We start from the raw sequence: 21,794 nt of genomic DNA, 5'->3' as shown, positions 1-21,794 counted from the left end.
GCGTTATCTGCCCCCTCAAAACGCAAAAAAACCCGCCGAAGCGGGTCTTTTTTGTCCATTTGGTCACATTTTAATCAATGCGACCCCGGCGCTCTCACGCCAGTTCAGCGAAGCACTCTTCAAGAATTGCCAAGCCTTTATCCAGTTGCTCGTCCGGCGAAGTCAGCGGTACCAGGACTCGCAAAACGTTGCCGTAAGTGCCACACGACAGCAGGATCAGCCCCTTGTCGCGAGCCTTGGCCACAACCTGCGCTACAGCCGCAGCGTTCGGCTTGTGGGTGTCGCCGTTTTCGAACAGTTCCAGCGCGATCATCGCGCCCAGCGCCCGCACTTCACCGATCACCGGGTACTTGGCCTGAATCGCCTTGAGGCCCGTCACCAGACGTTCGCCGACAGCCTTGCAGCGATCCAGCAGGTGTTCTTCTTCGAACACTTGCAATACCGCCAGCGCAGCCGCGCAAGCCACCGGACTACCGGCGTATGTGCCGCCCAGGCCGCCCGGAGCGATGGCGTCCATGTATTCAGCCTTGCCGCACACACCGGCCAACGGGAAACCGCCAGCGATGGATTTGGCGAAAGTGGTCAGGTCAGCGCTGACGCCCATCTGTTCCATGGCGAAGAAAGTACCGGTACGACCGGCACCGGTCTGCACTTCGTCAGCGATCAGCAGGATGCCATGCTTGTCGCACAACTCGCGCAGGCGAGCCATGAACGCCTTCGGCGCCACATAGAAACCACCTTCGCCCTGAACCGGCTCGATGATGATGGCAGCGATGTCGCGCGGCTCGGCGTCGTTCTTGAAGATGCGCTCGATGCTGGCGATGGAGTCGTCGACGCTCACGCCGTGCAGCTCACACGGATAGATCGCGCGGAAGATGCCGCCTGGCATCAGGCCCATGCCGGCCGAGTAAGGCACGACTTTGCCGGTCAGGCCCAGGGTCATCATGGTGCGGCCGTGGTAAGCGCCGGTGAACGCGATCACGCCGGTACGCCCAGTGGCGGCACGGGCGATCTTCACGGCGTTTTCAACCGCTTCGGAACCGGTGGTCACCAACAGGGTTTTCTTCTCGAAATCACCTGGCACCTTGGCGTTGATTTTTTCGCACAGCTCAACGTACGGCTCGTAAGCCAATACCTGGAAGCAGGTGTGGGTCAGCTTGGTCAGCTGCTCTTGCACGGCGGCAATGATTTTCGGGTGCAGGTGACCGGTGTTCAGTACCGCGATACCGCCAGCGAAGTCGATGAATTCACGACCTTCAACGTCGGTCACGGTAGCGTTCTTGGCCGAAGCAGCGAAGATCGGGTGGATCTGGCCAACACCGCGTGGAACAGCGGCTTCGCGGCGTTTCATCAATTCTGCGTTTGTTTGACTCATGGTTTCCTCATTCGCCGCTCATCGGTCGGCGTTGGTCAAGGATTAAGCAGTCGGGGTGGGTTGCAGCAGCATACGATGATCGACTGCTGCAACTTCCGGCTACCGGATGGAATTGCGTGTGAAGCTACTGCGCGGGCGTTAAACGCTCAGGCACAGGTATTTGATTTCCAGATAATCTTCGATGCCGTACTTGGAGCCTTCGCGGCCCAGGCCCGACGACTTGATCCCGCCAAACGGCGCGACTTCGTTGGAGATCAGACCGGTGTTGATACCCACCATGCCGTATTCCAGCGCTTCAGCAACACGGAACACGCGGCTCATGTCGCGAGCGTAGAAGTACGAAGCCAGACCAAACTCGGTGTCGTTGGCCATCGCAATCACTTCAGCTTCATCTTTGAAGCGGAACAGCGGCGCCAGCGGGCCGAAGGTTTCTTCTTTGGCGACGGCGGCATCCTTCGATACGTTGACCAGAATGGTCGGCTCGAAGAAATTGCCTTGCATGCTGTTGCCACCCAGCAGCACTTTCGCGCCTTTGCCGACGGCGTCAGCAATGTGCTCCTTGACCTTGTTCACGGCCTTTTCGTCGATCAGCGGACCGGTCGTGGTGCCCTCTTCCAGACCGTTGCCGATCTTCAGCTTGCCCACCGCGGTTTTCAGCTTCTCGGCGAACGCGTCGTAAACGGCGTCCTGCACATAGATGCGGTTGGCGCAGACGCAGGTCTGGCCGTTGTTGCGATATTTGGAAATGATCGCGCCTTCAACGGCCTTATCCAGGTCCGCGTCGTCGAACACGATAAACGGCGCATTGCCGCCCAATTCCAGCGATACCTTCTTGATGTCCTTGGCGCATTCGGCCATCAACTGACGACCGATTTCAGTCGAGCCGGTGAACGATAATTTGCGCACGATGGGATTGCTGGTCAGCTCGCTGCCGATATCGCCAGCGCTGCCGGTCACCACGCTGAACACGCCAGCCGGGATGCCCGCACGCTCAGCCAGTTCAGCCAGGGCCAATGCCGAGTAAGGCGTCTGCGACGCAGGCTTGAGGACCATGGTGCAACCAGCGGCCAGCGCCGGACCGGCTTTACGGGTGATCATTGCTGCCGGGAAGTTCCACGGCGTAATGGCCGCCGTCACGCCAATTGGCTGCTTGAGCACGATCAAACGCTTGTCCGGCTGATGGCCCGGAATCACATCGCCATACACGCGCTTGGCTTCTTCAGCGAACCACTCGATAAAGGACGCCGCATAAGCGATCTCGCCCTTGGCCTCGGCCAGCGGCTTGCCTTGTTCGAGCGTCATCAGGCGCGCGAGGTCGTCCTGATTCTCGATCATCAGCTCAAACCAGCGACGCAACTTGTTGCCGCGCTCTTTGGCGGTCAGCGCACGCCAGGCCGGCAGCGCCTTGTCAGCAGCTTCGATGGCACGACGGGTTTCGGCAGCGCCCATTTTGGGCACAGTGCCAAGAATTTCGTTGTCAGCCGGGTTGTTGACCTTGATCGTCTGACCACTGTCCGCGTCCAGCCAGACACCATTGATATAGGCTTGTTGGCGGAACAGTTTCGAGTCTTTAAGCTGCATGTCGGCCTCCTAAACAGCACCGCGCAAGAGGCGGAGCAATTATTGTTGTGCAAAGGCGCCTCGAACGAGACTGCCGTCAGGAAATATTCGCCGGGCTCCGCAACGAAGGGTCGCCAAAAGTGCGGGAGAACCGGACAAGAGCGTTTGAAATCTCAAACGAATCCTAGGGACTGCTGGGGTAAAGGACAATAGGCTGTTCGAAAAAAAGAACGCATTTGCCAGATTCCTGCAGATTTTCTGATAAACGTCATCCACAGCCGCAAAAACGTGCGAAATCAACAACAGCCTCTCGCCAGCATGGACGCATGCCAATCAGATGAGTATCATGGCGGCCGCATTGCACCAGTAGCTCAGCTGGATAGAGTACTGCCCTCCGAAGGCAGTGGTCATGGGTTCGAATCCCGTCTGGTGCACCAAATTCGATGTCAGGACGCGTAAGCAGTTCTGAGACTTTCAAAGCCCGCCTTGTGCGGGCTTTGTTGTTTCTGGTCTCCAGTCCTTTGTGGAAGAGGACTTGTCCTGGTAGACACCGGGGGATGCACGCTGCGAAACGCTGGCATTTTTGTTCAATCCACCAACCACGCATTTCGCCACGCAAACAGGTGTTCGTCCTTGAGCATCCAGTTGTCGAGTACCACGCTGCGCAGGGCATCTCCGGCGCTGGCGTTGGCGTCGGGTTCAGCGAGGTGTTCGCGAATGGCGGCGATCCAGTCTTTCGGCTTGTTCCTGACCCTGGTCACCGGGAAGTCACCGTGATAACTGAGGATGTCCGAGCAGATCACCGGGAAGCCACAGGCACCGTATTCCAATAGCCGTAAATTGCTTTTGCAGACGTTGAAAACATTGTCTTTCAAAGGCGCCAACGCCAGGTCCAGGTTCAAGCTGGCCAGGCGTTCCGGGTATTTCTCGATGTTCACGCCCCTATGGAATTCGTGGACAAAGGGACGCAGCGTCGGTGGGCACATGCCCATGAACACCCATTCCACTTCCCCTGCCAGTTCACGAACCACTTCGGCGAGGACGTGCAAATCATCGGCGTGGCCCGAACCGCCTGCCCAGCCGACCCGAGGCTTGCGGCCTTGTTGGCGATGGCTGGTCAGGTCGCTCCACCACGGGCTTGGCAGGCGATTCTCCACCACGCGAATGTCGGCATTAAAACCTTTCAGCGCATTGGCCAGCGGTTGCGTCGACACCACCAGTCGGTCGCACAGACCCACGGCTTTCTTCAAGCGCTTGGCAATATCCTTGGGAAGCAGTTCGCGGCCCGGGTTGCCGGTGGGCATGTCGAGAATGTAGTCATCCAGTTCGTAAACCTTGAAGGCCCTGGAGAACGCCTTGGTGCTCTGCATCAACTCCAATTGAGGCGTCGTGTACTGTCGCTGGTAAATGATCGTGTCCGGCGCCAGGCGTTCCAACTCTACGGGTTGAAGCCCCCAGTCGCTCATCGCGCCGTCGACCAGCTGCGCGGCTTTCATCGCAGCGAAGGGCTGGCGCACTCGATAATGTCCGCAGCCGGAAAAGTCGCCGGGATAGCACAGTGCAAAAGGCAAAGCGCGACTGGCGAACGGTTGCCAGCCAGCCTCGCTGCGGCAATTGGGGGCGAACCCACTGCCTTCCAGGGTCAGGTTGCGGTTGTAGGCCGGGTCGTTGGCGAGCAGCGGCAGCCAACGCTGGTACATCACCGCTTGTTCGCGCTTGAAGCGTTCGCGCTTGGCTTCCTGCCTTGTGGTGTCGACCTTGTGCTGGCTCACGCTGGATTCATGCATGAGCAGCGCATAAGGCGTCCAGACAATCAGTCGCCCGGCCTGGCCGACTTTCAGGCACAGATCTACGTCGTTAAAGGAAACCGTCAGGTCGGCTTCGTCCAATCCGCCCACCTGATGGTAGAGCTCGGTGCCGATCATCAGGCAGGCGGCGGTCACCGCGCTGTAGTTCTGGTCAACCTGCAAACGGTGAAGGTAGCCGTTGGACTGCATTGCATCGCGCAGGAACGGGTGGTCTGCGACACCACGCAAGCCAAGTACCACGCCCGCATGCTGAATAGTCCCGTCGAGGAATAACAACTTGGCGCCGACTATCCCCACTTCCGGCCGCTGGGCGTGATGGAGCAGTGCGTCAAGCCAGTCGCCATCAATGACGGCGGTGTCATTGTTGAGCAGCACCAAGTATTCGCCAAGGGCCTGACTGGCGGCAAAATTATTGATCGCCGAATAGTTGAACGGGTGGGGGTAACGCAGGATGCGCACCTTGGCGTCGTTCAAGCTCTCCACGCCCGTGAACCAATCCCGGGCTTCGGCGGTTTCACTGTTGTTGTCGACGATGATCAGTTCGTAATTCGTGTAGCGGGTTTTCTCCATGATGCTTTCGATGCAGCGGATCAGCATCGGCAGGCAGTCCTTGGTGGGTATCACGATGGACACCAACGGCTGCCCGGCGTGTTGGTAAACCACGCGGTTGATCATCGACAAAGGCCCGACACGCAGTTCATGAGCCACGCCCAGGCGCTGCAAGTGCGCCTGAACTATCGCCGCGGAGTGCGCGCTGACCTGGGGTTCGCCGAGCCACTGGCCGAAGTTGATTGCCTGATGCACCAGCACCTCGGCAAAGTGCCCGACGGTGCCCAGCCCGTGAGTTTCAATCAGTCGATAGAGCAGGTCATGGGGCGCCAGTTCGGCGAAGGCGGGATTGAAGCCATCCACAGCCAGCGCGGCCTCGAGACTGAAAGCCAGGGCTCGGCCAACATACGGATAGCTGCGCAACAGATCCAGGTTCAGGTCCGGCTTGAATACCGGGTCCTGGCAGCCGGTTGCGGTCAGCGAATCTTCATCGCTGTAGCAAGCGCTGATGCCAGGATTCAGGGCGATGCCTTCGGCGAGCAATAGCAGCGCGTGGCGATCAAGTTGGTCGCCGCCGCGCAGCAGGTAGCACCAGTCGACCTGGATACCCTGCAGCAACTCATTAAGCTGGCTCGGCCAGGATTCAGCCAGCGGTAGCCAGACCAGGTTGTCGGCCGGCGTCACCCCAACCGGTTCGGTATTGGACAACACCACGATAGCCGCCGCCCGATAAAGCTGGCGGTCGATGCTCTCCAGGCTGGAGCGCAACAACGCGATGTCACCGGTGGTATCGGTCAACACCAACATCACGTCCGGTTGCAGCGGCCAACTCGCAAGTCGCGCCGGCAAACCTTCCCGCTCGGCAGCAGCCAGTTGCCGGGTGTCCAGCCAGCGCCGATACAGATCGATATTGCGCTGCTGTTGGCCAGCATCCGCCAGCATGCCGAAAAAGCGTTCCAGGGCATATGCCAGGGTGCCTTCAAGCTGGCCGTCTTCAGTTTCGAAATCCTTGCCCGTCAGGTGCATCTGCTCCAGGGGAGCCAATGCCTCGGTACGCATAAAGAACATCGTGCCGACAAAAAAATGCGCATCGTCGATTGCTCGCGGGTCAAAGCCGGCACGCTCGGACAGGGTGACCAAATGTGTGCGGGTGCTTTGATCAAGGTTTTCGCTGACCGGCAGCCAGTACTTGTCGCTGCCGAGCAATGGATGGCGCGCCGGGTCGGCAAGATGTTCCACAGATTGGCGGAAGCGTACGGGGCTTAGCAGCTCATCGAAGAGGTCATGGGCCAAGGAGTTCGCCACGCTCAGGCGCACCGCGCTCTGGGTATGCAGCTTGAGCAGTGTGTGAATGTTATCGGCACGTAAAAATGGCAGCACCTGCAGGAATGGCAAAACATCCCTCCCGTGATCGGGCACCCGGTACAGCGAATAACTCAGCCCACTGGCCGCCAGCTGTGCACGCACCGTATCGTCACGGCCGGCCACGCAGGTGACGTAAAGGTGCAGGCGTTCATGCAGGTCAATCAGACGGACCAGAATGTCTCGCAGCACATCGGGGTGATACGCATGGATGACCACGCCAACTGGCGGCTCGCCGTCTTCGAAAAGTGGCTGCTGCACGACCAGCACTTCACACGCCTCGGCCAACGAGCCTGCGCTGCTGTCTGCGCCGATGGGCAGCGTTTCAGAAGCCAGGTAAGCATCTTGGCCAGATGGGGTATTTGTCATGTTCACACCAATTTGAATAACCACTGGTAAAGAGCCAGTCGGCTGAAGGGCAAGCGCGTTCAGGAAGTTCTGGATATAAGCTTGCAGCGGGTGTTTGTCGGGGGACCGGCACTGTATCGAAATCGATTTCGGCGTGATGCAGCCCATTGAACAGCAGCCGGTGAAAATGCCCCGGCACCCAACCGTCAATGAAATGTTGCTCGTTGTTATCCAATAAGAGGCCAAGCAGGAAGCGTTCCAACTTCGAGCATTGACGCCAGTAGCGATTGCACTCGGATCGTCAGCCGACGATCATTTTCAGATGCGCAACGTCGCGAGAATCGTTAGGGTGGTTTGGATCAATCCAGCCCATTCAAGGACCGACTCATGCCGTTGATATTTTCGCGCTCTGCCCTCGCCTCCGCTCTGGCGCTTGCTGTCACTTTTGGTGGCGGCTCCCTCGCTCAGGCGGCGACTCCCGACAAACTGGTTCAGGCTGGCGCCGAGCAATCCAGGGAGCCGGCGCTGAAGCTGTTGGAGCAACTGGTGAATATCGATTCCGGCTCCGGTTATGAGCCGGGTCTGAGCAAGGTGAGCGCAATTGTCGTCGAGGAACTGAAAAAGCTCGGTGCGACCATTGAGACTTTTCCCAATACCGCCCCGGACAAAAGCAATCATGTAATTGCCACGCTCAAGGGCACAGGCAAAGCGAAAATATTGCTCATGGCGCACATGGATACGGTGTTCAAGGAAGGCTCGGCGGCTGCACGTCCTTTCCACATCAAGGACGGACGCGCTTATGGTCCGGGCGTCATGGACGATAAGGGCGGCATTGTTGCCGGCATCTACGCGCTGCAGATTCTGAAAAATCTGAATTTTACCGACTACGCGCAGATCACCTTCCTGTTGGACGCCAGCGAAGAAACCGGTTCGGACGCAGCAACCGACCTGATCAAGAAAACCGCCAGGCAGCACGACGTGACATTGAACCTGGAGCCAGGTCGTCCGGCCGATGGGCTGGTCGTCTGGCGCAAAGGCAGTGCGACCGCAGTGGTCGACGTGAAGGGCAAAGCCTCCCACGCGGGCGTCGCACCGGATCTGGGCCGTAACGCGGCGATGGAAGCGGCGCACCAGATCCTGCAGCTGGGCAAACTGGGCGATGCCGAGAAGAAGACTACGATCAACTTCACTGTCATCAATGCTGGCGACCGCACCAACGTCATTCCTGATCAAGCCACCGCCAAGGCCGATGTGCGTGCTGCGGTGCCGGAAGAATTCGACCGGATCGAGAAGGATCTTGCGCGAGTTTCGGCGGACAAACTGATCCCGGAAACCGAAGTGTCGACGAAACTGATTCGTGGCCTGCCACCCATGCCGCAGACCGCCGAAAGCGACAAACTGGTGGCTATCGCCCAAGGCATTTATGGCGAACTGGGCCGCACGCTGACCATCGAAGGCAGCGGCGGCGCAGCCGATGCGAGCCTGGCCGCCAGTGTTGGCGTGCCTACGCTGGATGGTTTCGGCATCGTCGGCGGCAACATCCACACGCCCGAAGAATACGCAGAAGTCGAAAGCGTCTCGCCACGGATTTACCTGCTGACACGCATGATCATGGAGCTTTCACGCGCCACACCTAAGCAGTGATTGAGCGGCGTTTGCGCAGGGAGCAGTGGCTACTGCGCAGACGCTGAACATAGCATTTGGGCTGTTCGTTACTGGAGCGGATGGCGTAACGCGCTGGCGAATTCAGAGGCGCGGGCGGATGTACCGGCCTCTTCGCGGGCAAGCCTCCAACGGATCTACGCAACGTTCGCGATAGGACATACAGCCGATGCATTTGCGTCTACTGGAATGCCGTCTTCCCGGATAAATCCGGTCCCACAAAACCAGCGCGATCTAGTGGGACCGGCTTTAGCCGCGAAGGCGTCGGTTCAGACAATACATCTGCGGCGCCTGGCGGTTGCCCTCAGACATAGAATCTCTAACGGAAATTGCGCAGTTTCTGTAGGAGCGAATTCATTCGCGAGGCGGTTTTTTGAGTTTGGAAGTGGGCGGATGTACTGGCTATAGATCGATTTACAGAATCGCCTGACAGCCTCCGTCTGCTTCGCATCCTTGTTGCTCCGGGGTCAGAGCTAATAGAGTTCGCCGGTCGCTGCAAACGTAGCGACCGGGCTTGGCGGCCCATACAGATATAGGCGAAACAAGCGCCCCGCTTTAAGATTGCAGGCGCTTTTTTACGCGTGTGGCACCGTTTAATGACGGGTTGCACGGGGACTCTTCCGAGAGTGCCGGGTCCTATATCTCCGGTCCGCCAACCCTGTGCAATCCGTCACCTTTTCCCGCTTGGCGGCGGGAAAACGACGGTTCATCAAGATATAGGAGCTTACCGATGACCATCCTTAATCAACCGCAAACCCTCGGCACCGTCACCTTCTCCACCTGCGGCGAAAACAACCAGCCGCTGTTCCGCATAAATCCCGAAATCCGCATCGAATCCGCCCTGGAACAGGCCTCAAATCTGTTGGCCTGTATCAGCGAAATCAACCTCGACGCAGCGCTGGGCGATGCAGGAAAACAAAGCGTCTGGGCGGCTCATTATTTGAGTGAGATGGCGAAGGCGATTGTTGATGACGCGTTGGCGAGTAGCGCAGCGGCCCGATGCGTCGAAGGTTGATCGCCTGAGCCGATGACGTCGACCAGAGCAATGCCACTTTTGTAGGAGCGAATTCATTCGCGAAGCGATTTATCCGTTTTCGCAGGACCAGCGCCTCGCCAACAAGTTGGCCCCTACGGTATTGCAGCTGCCCACCGTCTCGTTGGCGAGGCTTGCCCGCGAAGGCGGTGTTTTGAGTTCGGAAAAATGGGCGGATGTACCGGCCTCTTCGCGGGCAAGCCTCCAACGGATCTGGACGTACAGCCGATGCATTTGCGTCTACTGGAATGCCGTCTTCCCGGCTAAAGCCGGTCCCACAGTGGGACCGGCTTTAGCCGGGAAGGCGTCGGTTCAGACAATACGTCTGGCGCCTGGCGGTTGCCCCCGGACATAGAATCTCCAACGGAATTTGCGAAGTTCTTATAGCTTCCGTCTTGACCCTCACCTCACCAACAACCTGATTTCCACAGCTCTCCCTCAAAACAAATGGCACAAATGTTCAAAACCTCCATCCATTCGAACTCTTCAGTCATCGTACATCTAGGCCAGACGGGCTGCGGGTTTCAGCTGGGAAGCCCGTTCTAGAGCCCTGCGTGACAAGTGCATCAGATAGCACTTTGCCTGTTTTAGATGTTGCCGAATGTTTCGCGATGTGAAACATTCCCCTCGTTTTGTGCGACACCCTGTCGCATGCGCTGAGCCGATGCCACCGTGGGCGTTGGTTCTGACCAAGCGCGTTAGCCGAATCCGAACCTCGAAAAGCCAGGCCGCAACTGCCTAAGGTAAACAAATGTCACGTTACGCTCGTGAAGGACGAGGCCTGCCCAAGGCCTTTGCTGGATTGCTGTGCCTGCTCGTCTGCATGGCGGGATCGGCCTTTGGCCAGGAACTGGAGGCCACGGCTTCTGCCGGCAAGCGTCTGGCGGTCGCCGCCGACTGTGTCGCCTGCCACACCGCGCCCGAAGGCAAGCCTTTTGCGGGCGGTTATCCGCTCAGCTCGCCGATGGGGGTGATTTACTCGACGAACATTACCCCGTCGAAAACGGCTGGCATCGGCAACTATTCCAACGAGCAGTTCGCCCGCGCGGTGCGTGACGGCGTGGCGGCGGACGGCACTCATCTGTATCCGGCGATGCCGTACACGTCCTACGCGAAGATGACCGATAGCGATATCGCTGCGTTGTACGACTACTTCATGAAGGAAGTGCAGCCAGTCGACACGCCTTCGCCGAAGACCGCGCTGGCGTTCCCGTTCAACATTCGTGCTTCGATGATTGGCTGGAATCTGCTGTTCCACAGCGACGCCCGCTTCAAGCCGGACGCGAGCAAGTCCGCTGAAGTGAACCGTGGGGATTATCTGGTCAACGCCCTCGCCCACTGCGACACCTGCCACACGCCGCGCAATTTCCTGATGGGCGCCGATAATGGCAAACCACTGGGCGGCAGTTCGCTGGGCAGCTGGTACGCGCCGAACATCAGTTCGGACAAGATCAGCGGTATCGGCGCCTGGTCCAACGAGGAAATCGTCGCTTATCTGCGCACCGGTCACGTGGCTGGCAAGGCGCAAGCGGCTGGGCCGATGGCCGAGGCGATCGAGCACAGCCTGCAATATCTGGGCGACAGCGATTTGAAGGCGATTGCGGCCTATCTGCAGCAAACGCCAGCGGTCAAATCCGGCGAGAACAAAGCTCGTCACGAATTCGGCGCGGCCTCCACCGATGAGCTGACCTTGCGCGGCACCAAGCCAGAAGACAATCCGGGCTGGCATATCTTCAGCGGCACTTGCGCCAACTGCCACCAGGCCAATGGCCAAGGCACCCAGGAATACCCGTCGCTGTTCAACAACACCGCCACCACGCGCGCGGACAACCTGATCGCGACCATCGTTTACGGTGTGCATCGCACCGTTGATGGCGTTGCTGTGGACATGCCGGCTTTCGGGCCTGACGCGCTGTTCACTGATCGCCTCAATGACCAACAGATTGCCGACGTCAGCAACTACGTGCTGTCGCGCTATGGCAATTCAGAGCTGAAAGTCACGGCTGCCGATGTCGCCCAGAGTCGCGAAGGCGGCCCCAAGGCGCCGCTTGCCGTGCTGGCCAAATTCACGATCCCGGCAATCATTCTCGTATGCCTGCTGATCGGCCTGGTGGTGTGGATGTTCGCCCGCCGTCGCAAGGGAGCTTGAGCAAATGGATACCTCAATGAGCAACAAGCAGACCGCGACTGAATCTGCAACGCCAATGGGCTTGTCGCGCCGCAACCTGCTGCGCGGCTCGGTAACGCTGGGCCTGATGACGCTGGTGGGCAGCGTGCTGCCTTGGCAATCGGTGCTGGCCGCCGATGCGCCGACCGCCGATTTCATCGCGCTTTCGCAGTTTCTGGTCAGCCGTCCGGCCAACCCGGTTCTGGCGTCGCGCTATTACGCGGCTCTGGCCCGGCGCGCGCCGAACTTTGCCGGGAACGTGACGACTCTGAAGCAGTTGATCGCCGATAAGCAGCTCAAACACGTCGATGAGTATCTGGCGCTGCCCGACGCCGATCCGTCGCTCAAAGCCACGGCTGTCAGCATCATTTCCGCCTGGTACCTGGGCATCGTCGGCGAAGGCGCTGACGCGGAAATGGTCAGTTACTCCGAAGCCATGATGTACCAACCGACCCACGCCACGCTGATCATCCCCACTTACGGTGGCGGCCCGGCTACATGGGGCGCAAAACCAGCAGATACAAAGGATTCCAGACTATGAGCAACGCTGATTTCGACGCCGACGTGGTCATCATCGGCTCCGGCGTCATGGGCGGCCTGATCGCCAGTGAGCTGTCCAAAGCGGGCAAATCGGTGATCGTGCTGGAAGCCGGTCCTCGGGTTAATCGACGCGACGTGGTCGAAACCTTCCGCAATGCGCCGATCAAATTGTCCCTGGCCAATGCCAAGCTGCAAGGTGCCGGCTCGCCTTATCCGAGCCTGCCGCACGCGCCGTCCACCTATGGCGATTACCTGCAACAAGTCGGCCCGGTGAAATACAACACCTCGTACTTGCGCGTGGTGGGCGGCACCACCTGGCACTTCGGTTCGTCGCTGTGGCGCATGCTGCCCAACGATTTTCGCCTGAATTCCTTGTACGGCCGTGGCCGCGACTGGCCGATCAGTTACGACGAGCTGGAACCGTTTTACGCCCGTGCCGAAACCGAGCTGGGCGTGTCGGGCGTGGATGGTCAGGATGAAAGTGGTCAGGGTGGCGCGGCTTATCCGCCACGTTCGATTCCGTATCCGATGGAAGGGCTCAAACCGAGCTACATGTTCAAGCGCCTGACTGAGCTGCTGGGCAAAGGCGGCTACAACGCGATTCTGGAACCCAACGGCCGCGCCACTCGCCCTTACGGCAAGCGTCCGCCGTGCGCGGGCAACAACAACTGCAACCCGGTGTGCCCGATTGCCGCCAAGTACGACGGCTCCATGCACATCGACGAAGCCGAGCGCCACGGCACGAAAGTGCTGGAGAACTCGGTGGTGTACAAAGTCGAAGCAGGCGACGATGGCAAGATCACCGCGATCTGGTACATGCGCCCGGACAAGTCCCAACACAAACTGACCGCGCGCTATTTCGTGCTGGCCGCCTACGGCATCGAATCGCCGAAGCTGTTGCTGATGTCCACGTCCGATAAATACCCGAATGGCATCGCCAACTCGTCGGATCAGGTTGGTCGCAACCTGATGGACCACACCGGCATCAGCATGAACGTGATGACCAAGGAAGACATGTGGCCCGGCGAAGGTCCGACGCAGTTGCTGGTGTATCTGAATAGCCGCGACGGTGCGTTCCGCAAGGATTATCCCGGCTACAAGATCAAGGTGCGCAACACGGTGCCGACTTCACAGATCACCTCGACGCTGATCTCCAAGGGCGTGCTGGGTTCGAAACTCGACGAGCAGATTCGTCTGCAATCGGCGCGCTCGCTGAACTGGGCAGTGGACTTCGAAACCCTGCCGCTGCCGGAAAACCGCGTCACGCCGAGCAAGACCAAATTCGATGCGATTGGCTTGCCGGTACCGGAGATCTACTACAGCGTTCCGGACTACTGGCACGCCGGTAAAGAGAAGGCGCTGGAAGACTTCAAGCAGTTCGCCAAACTGCTCGATGCCGACATCCTCAGCACTGACGTCGGCTTCCAGAATCGCCAGCACATCATGGGCACGACGATCATGGGCGACGACCCGAAGAACTCCGTCGTCGACCGTGACTGCCGCACCCACGACCACCACAATCTGTTCATCGCCGGCACCAGCGTCATGCCGTCGTCGTCCTGCGTGAACCCGACCCTGACCGGCGCCGCGCTGAGCCTGCGGGTGGCGGATGCGTTGTTGAAGGAGGTTTAAAGGTCCGTTGGAGCGAGGCTCGCCCGCGAACGGGACGACTCGGACTTGCAGCACACCGCGTTAAGCTCTTCGCGGGCAAGCCTCGCTCCAACGAATCAATGCGATACTGGCAATAAGCCTCTATCCGGTCTAACCTTTGCCCCGAAGCGCAATGGATGCGCGGCCTATCAAGGACGGCTGTATGGACACGAGCAAGGATGACCCTGATTCATATGAGCGTTTCAGCGCTGATGATGATCTGACTCCGCGTGCGCGCCGACGTCGCCCGACGAATGCGTCCAACCTTTTGCGCAATGTCTTCGCGCTGCTGCTGTTTGCGACGGTCAGCGGCTACCTGTTCAGCCGCCACATCCCGGTTCCGCAGCTGATCCCTCAGGCTCGCATCGCGCCCGGCCCTTCCGCCGTCTCCAGCCCCGTGCCACCGATCTATACCGCCGACGCCCTGCTCCTTCCCAAGCCCTTGGCCGAGTGCATCAAGCCGGACAATATCATCGACGAAGCTGTTGCCACTTGCCGCTATGGCCAGTTCCCTCGTGCCAGCCAAAAAGAAGTCGCTCAGGGCATGGTTTCCGCCTCATACCTGGCCAGCTACAAGGCCGAGCAACAGCCAGCGCGCACCAAACGCGTGATTGCTCAGAACGTTGAGAGGGACACCGTTTGGCAATGGGACGGCAAGCGCACCTACGCTGCCCAATGGACGGTTATCGACGATCGCATCGACGGCACCAGCGTCTGCGCCAACTATCGGCGCGGGTCGATTGAATACCGGGAATGCCGCAAAGGCGCCAAAGTGTATTTCCGGGAAAAATGCCGGGAATGGTCGGCGCGTGCAAGCAAGGACCGCGCGGATTTCAGTCTGGCGATCAAGCAACGTTTTTGCAGCGCCGCAGACGGCTTCAATCCGTTGAGTTGAGCCTTGCAGACGTCTGCCTTGCGCGTTAGAGCTACGTACATCACCCTCAATGTGATTTTTTCTTCACTTTTTTTCGAAATCTTTTGTAACGGCTTAGCCCCCAAAAACAGGGCGCCATGTCCATACGAGTGCGACATCCGGTCACAGGTGGCGCTCGCTCATGCGGTTGCCACCATGACTTTCACATGGGATAAAAGAAAGGCAAAAGGGCTCGAAAATCTATAAAAAACATAGATTCATGGGTCAATAAAGTCGTATTCCGGCGATCCTGCATCCGATAAAAGTCCGACCGTTCTGCTCGCTCACTTGCGAGCTGCGCGTTGGTCAATCCTGCCTATCAACCTCATCGAGGCCATTCATGCGGCGTCACCAAACGCCGTGCTGTACCCAAAAGAAGGACCGGGAAATTGAGCGATCAATCCACTCCGAACACCGCACTCGCCAGATTCTGCGCTAAAACCGGCATTCCCTATCCCATGTTCTGGGGCTTCGTTGGCCTGTTGATCTTCATGATCGGCGATGGCGTCGAGCTCGGTTACCTCTCCCCTTTTCTCAGCGAACGCGGCATGCCCGCCGATGAAATCGCCATGGTGTTCACCACCTACGGCATCACTGTTGGCATCTCGTCCTGGCTGGCTGGCGCACTCTCGAATATCTGGGGCCCCAAGCGCGTCATGCTGCTCGGCCTGATTATCTGGAGCGCCTTCGAAGTCTTGTTCCTGATCTATGGCCTGCAAGAACTCAGCTACTCGATGATCCTGCTGACTTACGGCCTGCGCGGTTTCGGTTATCCGCTGTTTGCTTATGGCTTTCTGGTCTGGATCGCCGCCGCCACGCCGTCGCGCAAAATGGGCATGGCCGTGGGCTGGTTCTGGGTGGCTTATGCCGCCGGTTTGCCGACCCTGGGTTCGCTGGTGGCAAGCATCAGCATCCCGCTGATTGGCGCGATGCAAACGTTCTGGCTGTCCTTCGCCCTGGTGGTTATTGGCGGTGTGATTGGCCTGGTCGGCATGCGTGAAGCTCACGGCATGCAGCGTCTGGCGCCCGAAGGTGAAAGACCGATGGTGTCGATGGCGAAAAACATCACCATTATGTGGAAAGTACCCAAGGTGTCTCTAGCCGGTCTGATACGTGTGATCAACACGTCGTCGATGTTCGGGTTTCTGGTGGTCATGCCGGGCTTCTTCATGCACACCGTCGGTTTCACCCTCGAAGAGTGGCTGCGCCTGCTGACCATCGTTTTCGTGTTCAACATCATCGGCAACCTTGGCTCAAGCGTCATCAGCACCCGGTTCGGCTATCGCAACACCATCCTCTGGCTGGGCGCAGTCGGCAGCACGATCAGCACGCCGCTGTTCTTCTTCATGCCGCAAGCCTTCCCCCATGACTTCCTGATTGCCTCGGTATTCGGTGCCTTCTACGGCCTGACGCTGGCCTGCTTCGTGCCTCTCTCGGCACTGGCCCCGGCCCTCGCCCCGCAGAACAAGGCCGCAGCGCTCTCGGTATTGAGCTTGGGTGCAGGCGCATCGACCTGGGTTGGCCCGGCCGTGGTTGCGATATTTCAAGACAGCTTTGGCCTGGAAGGCGTGGTCTGGGCATTCACCGGGTTGTACGCGCTGAGTGCCGTGATGACCGCGTTCCTGCAAGATCCGGAGCCCGTCTGGGAACCCAACCTGACCAGGATCAAACGCAAAATCCGCATCAGCATCCCGCGCCTTGATAAACGCTGGGCGCATGCGAGTGACAGCAAGTAAAGAGTTGCAAGAAATCCCACGTGGGACCGGATTTATCCGGGAAAAGGTCGGTACATCCACTGCATTTTCCTCGTCAGGAATACCGCCTTCCCGGATGAATCCGGTCCCACGGATCCTCGTCAGGCCAGATGGATAGGTGTGGTCGCTCCCACAAAATCGTCAATCGCCCTTCGCCCACTCCCTCAATAAATACTTCTGGATCTTGCCCGTCGAGGTTTTTGGCAGGGCGGCGAAGACCACGGTTTTCGGGACTTTGAAGCCTGCCATGCGTTCGCGGCAGAACTGGATGATTTCCGCTTCGGTAACGGCTTCATGGCCGGGTTTCAGGGTGACGAAAGCGCAGGGTGTTTCGCCCCATTTTTCGTCGGGCTTGGCAACCACGGCCGCTTCAAGGACGGCGGGATGTCGATACAGCGTGCTTTCGACTTCGATGGTCGAGATATTTTCGCCGCCGGAAATGATGATGTCTTTGAGCCGGTCACGGATTTCCAGATAGCCGTCCGGGTGCCAGACCGCCAGGTCGCCGGAGTGAAACCAGCCGCCATCGAAAGCCTGCTCGGTGGCTGTCGGGTTACCGAGATAGCCCTTCATCACCGTGTTGCCGCGCATGTAGATTTCGCCAATAGTCGTGCCGTCTTTTGGCACCGGTTGGTGGGTCAACGGATCGGCGACCATCACCCCTTCCAGGGTCGGGTAGCGCACGCCTTGGCGGGCCTTGATCGTGGCACGGTCGTCGGCGGCCAGTTCTTCCCATTCGGCTTTCCAGGCGCAAACGGTGACCGGGCCGTAGGTCTCGGTCAGGCCGTATGCGTGGGTGATGCAGATGCCCATAGCTTCGACCGACGCGATGACTTTAGCCGGCGGCGCGGCACCCGCGGTCATCGCATGCACCGGATGCTCGAAGCTGATATCGGCAACGTCCGGTAAATTCGCCAGGCCATTGAGCACAATCGGCGCGCCGCACATATGGCTGACGCGATGCTCGCGGATCAGGCTGATGATTTTCTGCGGGTCGACCCGGCGCAGAAACACATGGGTTCCGGCCTGGGCAGTGATGGTCCACGGGTAGCACCAGCCGTTGCAATGGAACATCGGCAAGGTCCACAAATACACGGGATGCAAACCCATGCCCCAGGCCATCTGATTACCGATGGCATTCAAAAACGCACCGCGATGGTGATACACCACGCCTTTGGGGTCGCCGGTGGTGCCGGATGTGTAGTTGAGCGAGATAGGTGCCCATTCATCCTGCGGCCATTGCCACTCGAACTCGGGATCACCATCAGCAAGCAGCGTTTCGTAGTCCAGATCGCTGAGCTGCTGACCCTGGCCGTATTCAGGATCGTCAACGTCAATCAGCAACGGCGGGTTGTCCAATAGCGCCAGGGCGTCGCGCACCACCGCGTGAAACTCGCGGTCGGCGATCAAGACTTTGGCCTGGGCGTGCTTGAGCATGAAGGCGATAGTCGGTGCATCCAGGCGCACGTTCAGGGTATTGAGTACGGCCCCAAGCATGGGCACGCCGAAATGCACGTCGAGCATCGCCGGAATATTCGGCAACATCACCGCTACCGTGTCGCCTTCTCCTACGCCGCGCTGGCTCAAGGCCGAAGCCAGTTGTCGGCAGCGCGTGTAGGTTTGCGCCCAGTTGCGCCGAATCGCGCCATGGATCACCGCTGGATAATCGGGATAGGTCGCGGCGGTCCGCTCGATAAAGCTCAGCGGCGTCAGCGCGATATGGTTGGCCGGGCCCTTATCGAGCCCCTGGTGATAAATGGACATGTCAGCACCTTGGCGAATTATTAGCTCTGAACCCTTCACGCAAGATGAAGGGCCGGTGGTTTCAATTGATTGCTCTCCCACGTTATAGCTTGCCTGCCATCCGCTGCGCTGGCTCCTTTGGGTCAATTGCGCTTTTAGACCGTTTGTGCAGCCCCAACGTCGCCAGCTATAGCGAAAGGCTTACACGAGCTGATGGCGATTGGCTCTGTGCGCACCTCGCCGGGAAGCCTAAGATTGGATCCAACAACTGATGCGCAGGACGCGCACAGGATCAAGGATGATCGACCATGGCCCGGAGGGCTTACCGACAGGATGTTGGAATGGTCTTGAAGAAAACCCGCCTCGGCGGGTTTTTTGTTGTGCGCGGGAAAGTTCGTTCGCGCGTAGATCCCGTTGGAGCGAGCGGCGATCCGACTTGCCCGCGAAGGGCTGGTACATCCGCCCATTTCCAAATTTAAGGAAACTTCGCGGGCAAGCCTCGCTCCTACAAGTATCAACTTGCTTACAACAAGAACACAATCAACTAACAATCCAATGTCAATGTAAATAATATGAAAAGTCGTTCATCCAAGACTGAGTAAGTTGTACGCTTGCGACTTCCTAACTGTATCGCTTCAGGTCATTACTTATGAACCGCCTCCTCTGGAAGTTGATTCCAAAGACGCAGCGCGAACTCTTGCTTGAGCGTCTTCCGGTCATTGACCGACAAGTCGTGAACAAGACATTGTCCGGCAAGAACCGCTTCCCTGCGGAGTTCGACGCGCTGGAGTGTGTGTTCATCCACGTCCCGAAATGTGCCGGCAGCAGCGTGGCCACGGCCTTGTTCGGCAGCACGCCGACGGGGCATATGCCGCTCTACTGGTACGAAAAACAGTTTAACGAGCGCTTCCAGAACTATTTCAAGTTCGGTTTTGTACGCGATCCGTTACAACGCGCCTGGTCGGCTTATATTTACTTGTTGAACAACACGCAAGACCGGGACAAGGCCGCCCAGGCGCTGGTCAGCCGCTACGACAGCTTCGATGATTTCGTCCATCATTGGCTGCGCACGGAAAATATAACTAAACAGATACATTTCACGCCCCAGCATTACTTTCTACAAGATGCCATGGGCCATCTGAATGTGGATTTCATCGGACGTCAGGAAACCCTGAAGGAAGATTTTCGCAAGTTGTGCATTCATCTGCACGTCAAAGCCGAACTGCCTCATATCAATCGCTCTTCGGCCCCCGACAATCAATTCATTCAGTTTTGCTCTCCCGCCACCCGCCGTCGCGTGCGCGAGGTCTATGCCCGTGACTATGAGTTGTTCGCTTATGACTGAGCGCAAACCGCTGATCATTGCGCCGAATCTGTTGGTGAATCAGATGCAACGTGAAGACATGAAGCAGCAGCATGCCTGTTGTATCTGGCTGACGGGTTTGTCTGGCGCCGGTAAATCAACGCTTGGCATCGAGCTGGACCGCACCCTGCAACACAATGGTTTGCACAGCTATTTGCTGGATGGTGATCGATTGCGCCAGGGAATCTGCCGGGATCTGGGCATGAGCGATGCCGATCGCCACGAAAACGTGCGGCGCGTCGCCGAGGTTGCCAGGCTGATGGTGGATGCCGGACTGATCGTGGTTGTCTGTGCGATTTCACCCTTCCGCGCCGACCGCGATGCCGTGAGGTACGCTCTGGCCGCCGGTGAGTTCATTGAGGTGCATGTCAGCACGCCCTTCAGCGAATGCGCACGGCGGGACACCAAAGGGCTGTATCGCGCCGCGCAGCAGGGCCGGATCAAGAACTTCACGGGCTACGACAGCCCGTATGAAGCGCCGCTGCAACCGGAGTTCAGCGTGGATACCAGCGTCGATGATTGCCAGGCCTTTATCGATCAGATCGTGGCCGGGCAATTGGGCGACATGGCATCACCTGCGTTTCGCGAAGCGACCCAGGTGCTATCGCGCAAATCTTTCTGAGCCTGATGGGCTGGGGAACGATCCCGAGCCGCAGGGCTCACATTTTGCAGGCAGCTATCGCCATCGAGGTCGGCGGACGGCTTTAGGTCAACTCCAGAGTCTCCGCTCGACTTAAAGTCATTTCTGCTGCGAGTACCATCGATGGAACACTTGTTGCCCCAGAGCTGGCTGGAGCTTTTGCCCCTGCCGTGGCTCAGAACCGTTATCGTCGCCTGCTTCGCCGTACTGGTCGCTCTGTTGATTCGCTGGGTGGCGTTCACCGTATTGCGGCGCATTGCCAATTCATTCGTGTTGCCTCAACAACTGTTGCATCGCGCGGCAAACCCGACCGTGTGGCTGCTGCCGCTGCTGGCCCTGCAGACGGTATGGACTGCGGCGCCCGACGATCTGCTGATGATCGCGACGGTGCGCCACGTCAACGGCTTGCTGGTCATCGCCGGCTTCACCTGGCTGGTGCTCAGTTGCGTCAATGCCGTGGGCGAAGCCGTGGCGATTCACAATCCGCTGGATATCGAGGACAACCTCAATGCGCGGCGGATTCAGACTCAGGTCCGGGTGTTGGTGCGTTGCGTGAACGCGCTGGTGCTGCTGTTCGGCACCGGGCTGATTCTCATGAGTTTCCCGGCGGTGGCGCAGATCGGCACCAGTCTGCTGGCCTCGGCCGGTCTGGCTGGACTGGCGGCGGGTTTCGCCGCAAAACCGGTGCTGGGCAATCTGATTGCCGGCCTGCAAATCGCCATTTCCCAACCGATCCGCCTGGATGACGTGGTGATCGTCGAGGGCGAATGGGGGCGCGTCGAGGAAATCAGCGGCACCTACGTGGTGATCAAGATCTGGGACGAACGGCGCATGGTGGTGCCGTTGCAGTACTTCATCGAAAAGCCTTTCCAGAACTGGACCCGCGCCACCTCCAGCCTGATTGGCTCGGTGTTCGTCTGGGTGGATTACTCGCTGCCGGTGGAAGAGCTACGCGCCGAGGTGCAGCGCATCTGTGAAGACATTCCGCATCTCTGGGATGGTCGGGTTTGCGTGCTGCAAGTCGCCGACACCAACGCCAAGGCGATGCAGTTACGCGTGCTGTTGAGTTCTGCGGACTCCTCGCGCAGTTGGGACGCACGCTGCCATATGCGCGAACGCCTGATTGCGTTTATCGCCAAACAGTACCCGCAAAGCTTGCCGATGCTGCGCACCGAAATTTCCTCGCGCAATGTGCGTCCTGAGATCGAGGGCCATGAAACCCCAACGGAGGTACCACGTCAGCCGCCGGTTTAGGCAGTGGACAACGCTCCAACGGGATTCTCGCGGATTTGCGCTCTGTGCTGGCACTTTGCTTCCTGTCAGAAGT

General features: G+C 58.8%; 14 protein-coding genes and 1 tRNA gene. 11 read left to right on the top strand and 4 right to left on the bottom strand.

Features of this window, described 5'->3' with window-relative positions; genetic code table 11:
- Positions 1 to 94 precede the first annotated feature (94 nt).
- Both gabT and gabD read right to left on the bottom strand, forming a co-directional pair.
- Positions 95 to 1,375, bottom strand: a complete 1,281-nt coding sequence (gene gabT / locus ACP7E4_RS26685) for a 4-aminobutyrate--2-oxoglutarate transaminase (RefSeq protein ID WP_065835214.1) — start codon at positions 1,373 to 1,375, stop codon at positions 95 to 97.
- Between the two features lie 138 nt (positions 1,376 to 1,513).
- Positions 1,514 to 2,956 (bottom strand): NADP-dependent succinate-semialdehyde dehydrogenase, encoded by a 1,443-nt coding sequence (gene gabD / locus ACP7E4_RS26680; RefSeq protein ID WP_426118764.1) that lies wholly within the window; start codon positions 2,954 to 2,956, stop codon positions 1,514 to 1,516.
- Positions 2,957 to 3,295: 339 nt separating this feature from the next.
- On the opposite strand from gabD, the gene ACP7E4_RS26675 reads away from it, so the two are divergent.
- Positions 3,296 to 3,372 (top strand) — tRNA-Arg (locus ACP7E4_RS26675).
- Between the two features lie 150 nt (positions 3,373 to 3,522).
- Here ACP7E4_RS26675 and ACP7E4_RS26670 read toward each other — a convergent pair.
- On the bottom strand, positions 3,523 to 7,023 hold the full coding sequence (locus tag ACP7E4_RS26670) for a glycosyltransferase (protein ID WP_426118766.1): 3,501 nt from the start codon (positions 7,021 to 7,023) through the stop codon (positions 3,523 to 3,525).
- A 366-nt stretch (positions 7,024 to 7,389) separates the two neighbouring features.
- Between ACP7E4_RS26670 and ACP7E4_RS26665 the strand changes: the two genes are divergently transcribed.
- The 7 genes from ACP7E4_RS26665 (at position 7,390) to ACP7E4_RS26635 (ending at position 16,703) form a co-directional block, all read left to right on the top strand.
- Positions 7,390 to 8,646, top strand: coding sequence for a M20/M25/M40 family metallo-hydrolase (locus tag ACP7E4_RS26665; protein WP_426118768.1), 1,257 nt, complete (start codon positions 7,390 to 7,392; stop codon positions 8,644 to 8,646).
- 748 nt (positions 8,647 to 9,394) lie between these two features.
- Positions 9,395 to 9,679, top strand: coding sequence for a DUF3077 domain-containing protein (locus ACP7E4_RS26660; protein ID WP_426118769.1), 285 nt, complete (start codon positions 9,395 to 9,397; stop codon positions 9,677 to 9,679).
- A 769-nt stretch (positions 9,680 to 10,448) separates the two neighbouring features.
- Positions 10,449 to 11,846: a cytochrome c gene (locus ACP7E4_RS26655; RefSeq protein WP_426118770.1), complete on the top strand. Its 1,398-nt coding sequence runs from the start codon at positions 10,449 to 10,451 to the stop codon at positions 11,844 to 11,846.
- A 16-nt stretch (positions 11,847 to 11,862) separates the two neighbouring features.
- Positions 11,863 to 12,405 (top strand): sugar dehydrogenase complex small subunit, encoded by a 543-nt coding sequence (locus ACP7E4_RS26650; RefSeq protein ID WP_426118771.1) that lies wholly within the window; start codon positions 11,863 to 11,865, stop codon positions 12,403 to 12,405.
- Complete coding sequence (locus tag ACP7E4_RS26645; RefSeq protein ID WP_426118774.1) at positions 12,402 to 14,036, top strand: GMC family oxidoreductase; 1,635 nt, start codon at positions 12,402 to 12,404, stop codon at positions 14,034 to 14,036. Before ACP7E4_RS26650 ends, ACP7E4_RS26645 begins: the two co-directional genes overlap by 4 nt.
- A gap of 181 nt (positions 14,037 to 14,217) precedes the next feature.
- A complete protein-coding gene (locus ACP7E4_RS26640) occupies positions 14,218 to 14,949 on the top strand; it encodes a hypothetical protein (protein ID WP_426118775.1) in 732 nt (243 codons plus the stop codon).
- Positions 14,950 to 15,356: 407 nt separating this feature from the next.
- Positions 15,357 to 16,703 carry an MFS transporter gene (locus ACP7E4_RS26635; protein WP_426118777.1) on the top strand — a complete coding sequence of 449 codons (1,347 nt, stop codon included), beginning with the start codon at positions 15,357 to 15,359 and terminating at the stop codon, positions 16,701 to 16,703.
- Between the two features lie 159 nt (positions 16,704 to 16,862).
- Here the strand turns inward: ACP7E4_RS26635 and ACP7E4_RS26630 are convergent, their stop codons facing one another.
- On the bottom strand, positions 16,863 to 18,485 hold the full coding sequence (locus tag ACP7E4_RS26630) for an acyl-CoA synthetase (protein WP_426118779.1): 1,623 nt from the start codon (positions 18,483 to 18,485) through the stop codon (positions 16,863 to 16,865).
- Between the two features lie 628 nt (positions 18,486 to 19,113).
- Here ACP7E4_RS26630 and ACP7E4_RS26625 point away from each other — a divergent pair.
- The 3 genes from ACP7E4_RS26625 to ACP7E4_RS26615 all read left to right on the top strand — a co-directional run bounded on the left by ACP7E4_RS26625 (position 19,114) and on the right by ACP7E4_RS26615 (position 21,721).
- Complete coding sequence (locus ACP7E4_RS26625) at positions 19,114 to 19,809, top strand: sulfotransferase family 2 domain-containing protein (RefSeq protein ID WP_426118781.1); 696 nt, start codon at positions 19,114 to 19,116, stop codon at positions 19,807 to 19,809.
- A complete protein-coding gene (gene cysC, locus ACP7E4_RS26620) occupies positions 19,802 to 20,449 on the top strand; it encodes an adenylyl-sulfate kinase (RefSeq protein WP_426118782.1) in 648 nt (215 codons plus the stop codon). The genes ACP7E4_RS26625 and cysC overlap by 8 nt, the downstream gene beginning before the upstream one ends.
- A 141-nt stretch (positions 20,450 to 20,590) precedes the next feature.
- Entirely contained in the window at positions 20,591 to 21,721 is a 1,131-nt protein-coding gene (locus ACP7E4_RS26615) for a mechanosensitive ion channel family protein (RefSeq protein WP_414705896.1), read from the top strand.
- Positions 21,722 to 21,794 lie beyond the last annotated feature (73 nt).

Origin of the sequence: Pseudomonas sp. DSP3-2-3, from assembly GCF_049898225.1 — a bacterium.
Taxonomy (GTDB): Bacteria; Pseudomonadota; Gammaproteobacteria; order Pseudomonadales; family Pseudomonadaceae; genus Aquipseudomonas.
Note: the sequence above shows the minus strand (reverse complement) of the source record. Positions and strands in the feature narration are given on the sequence as shown.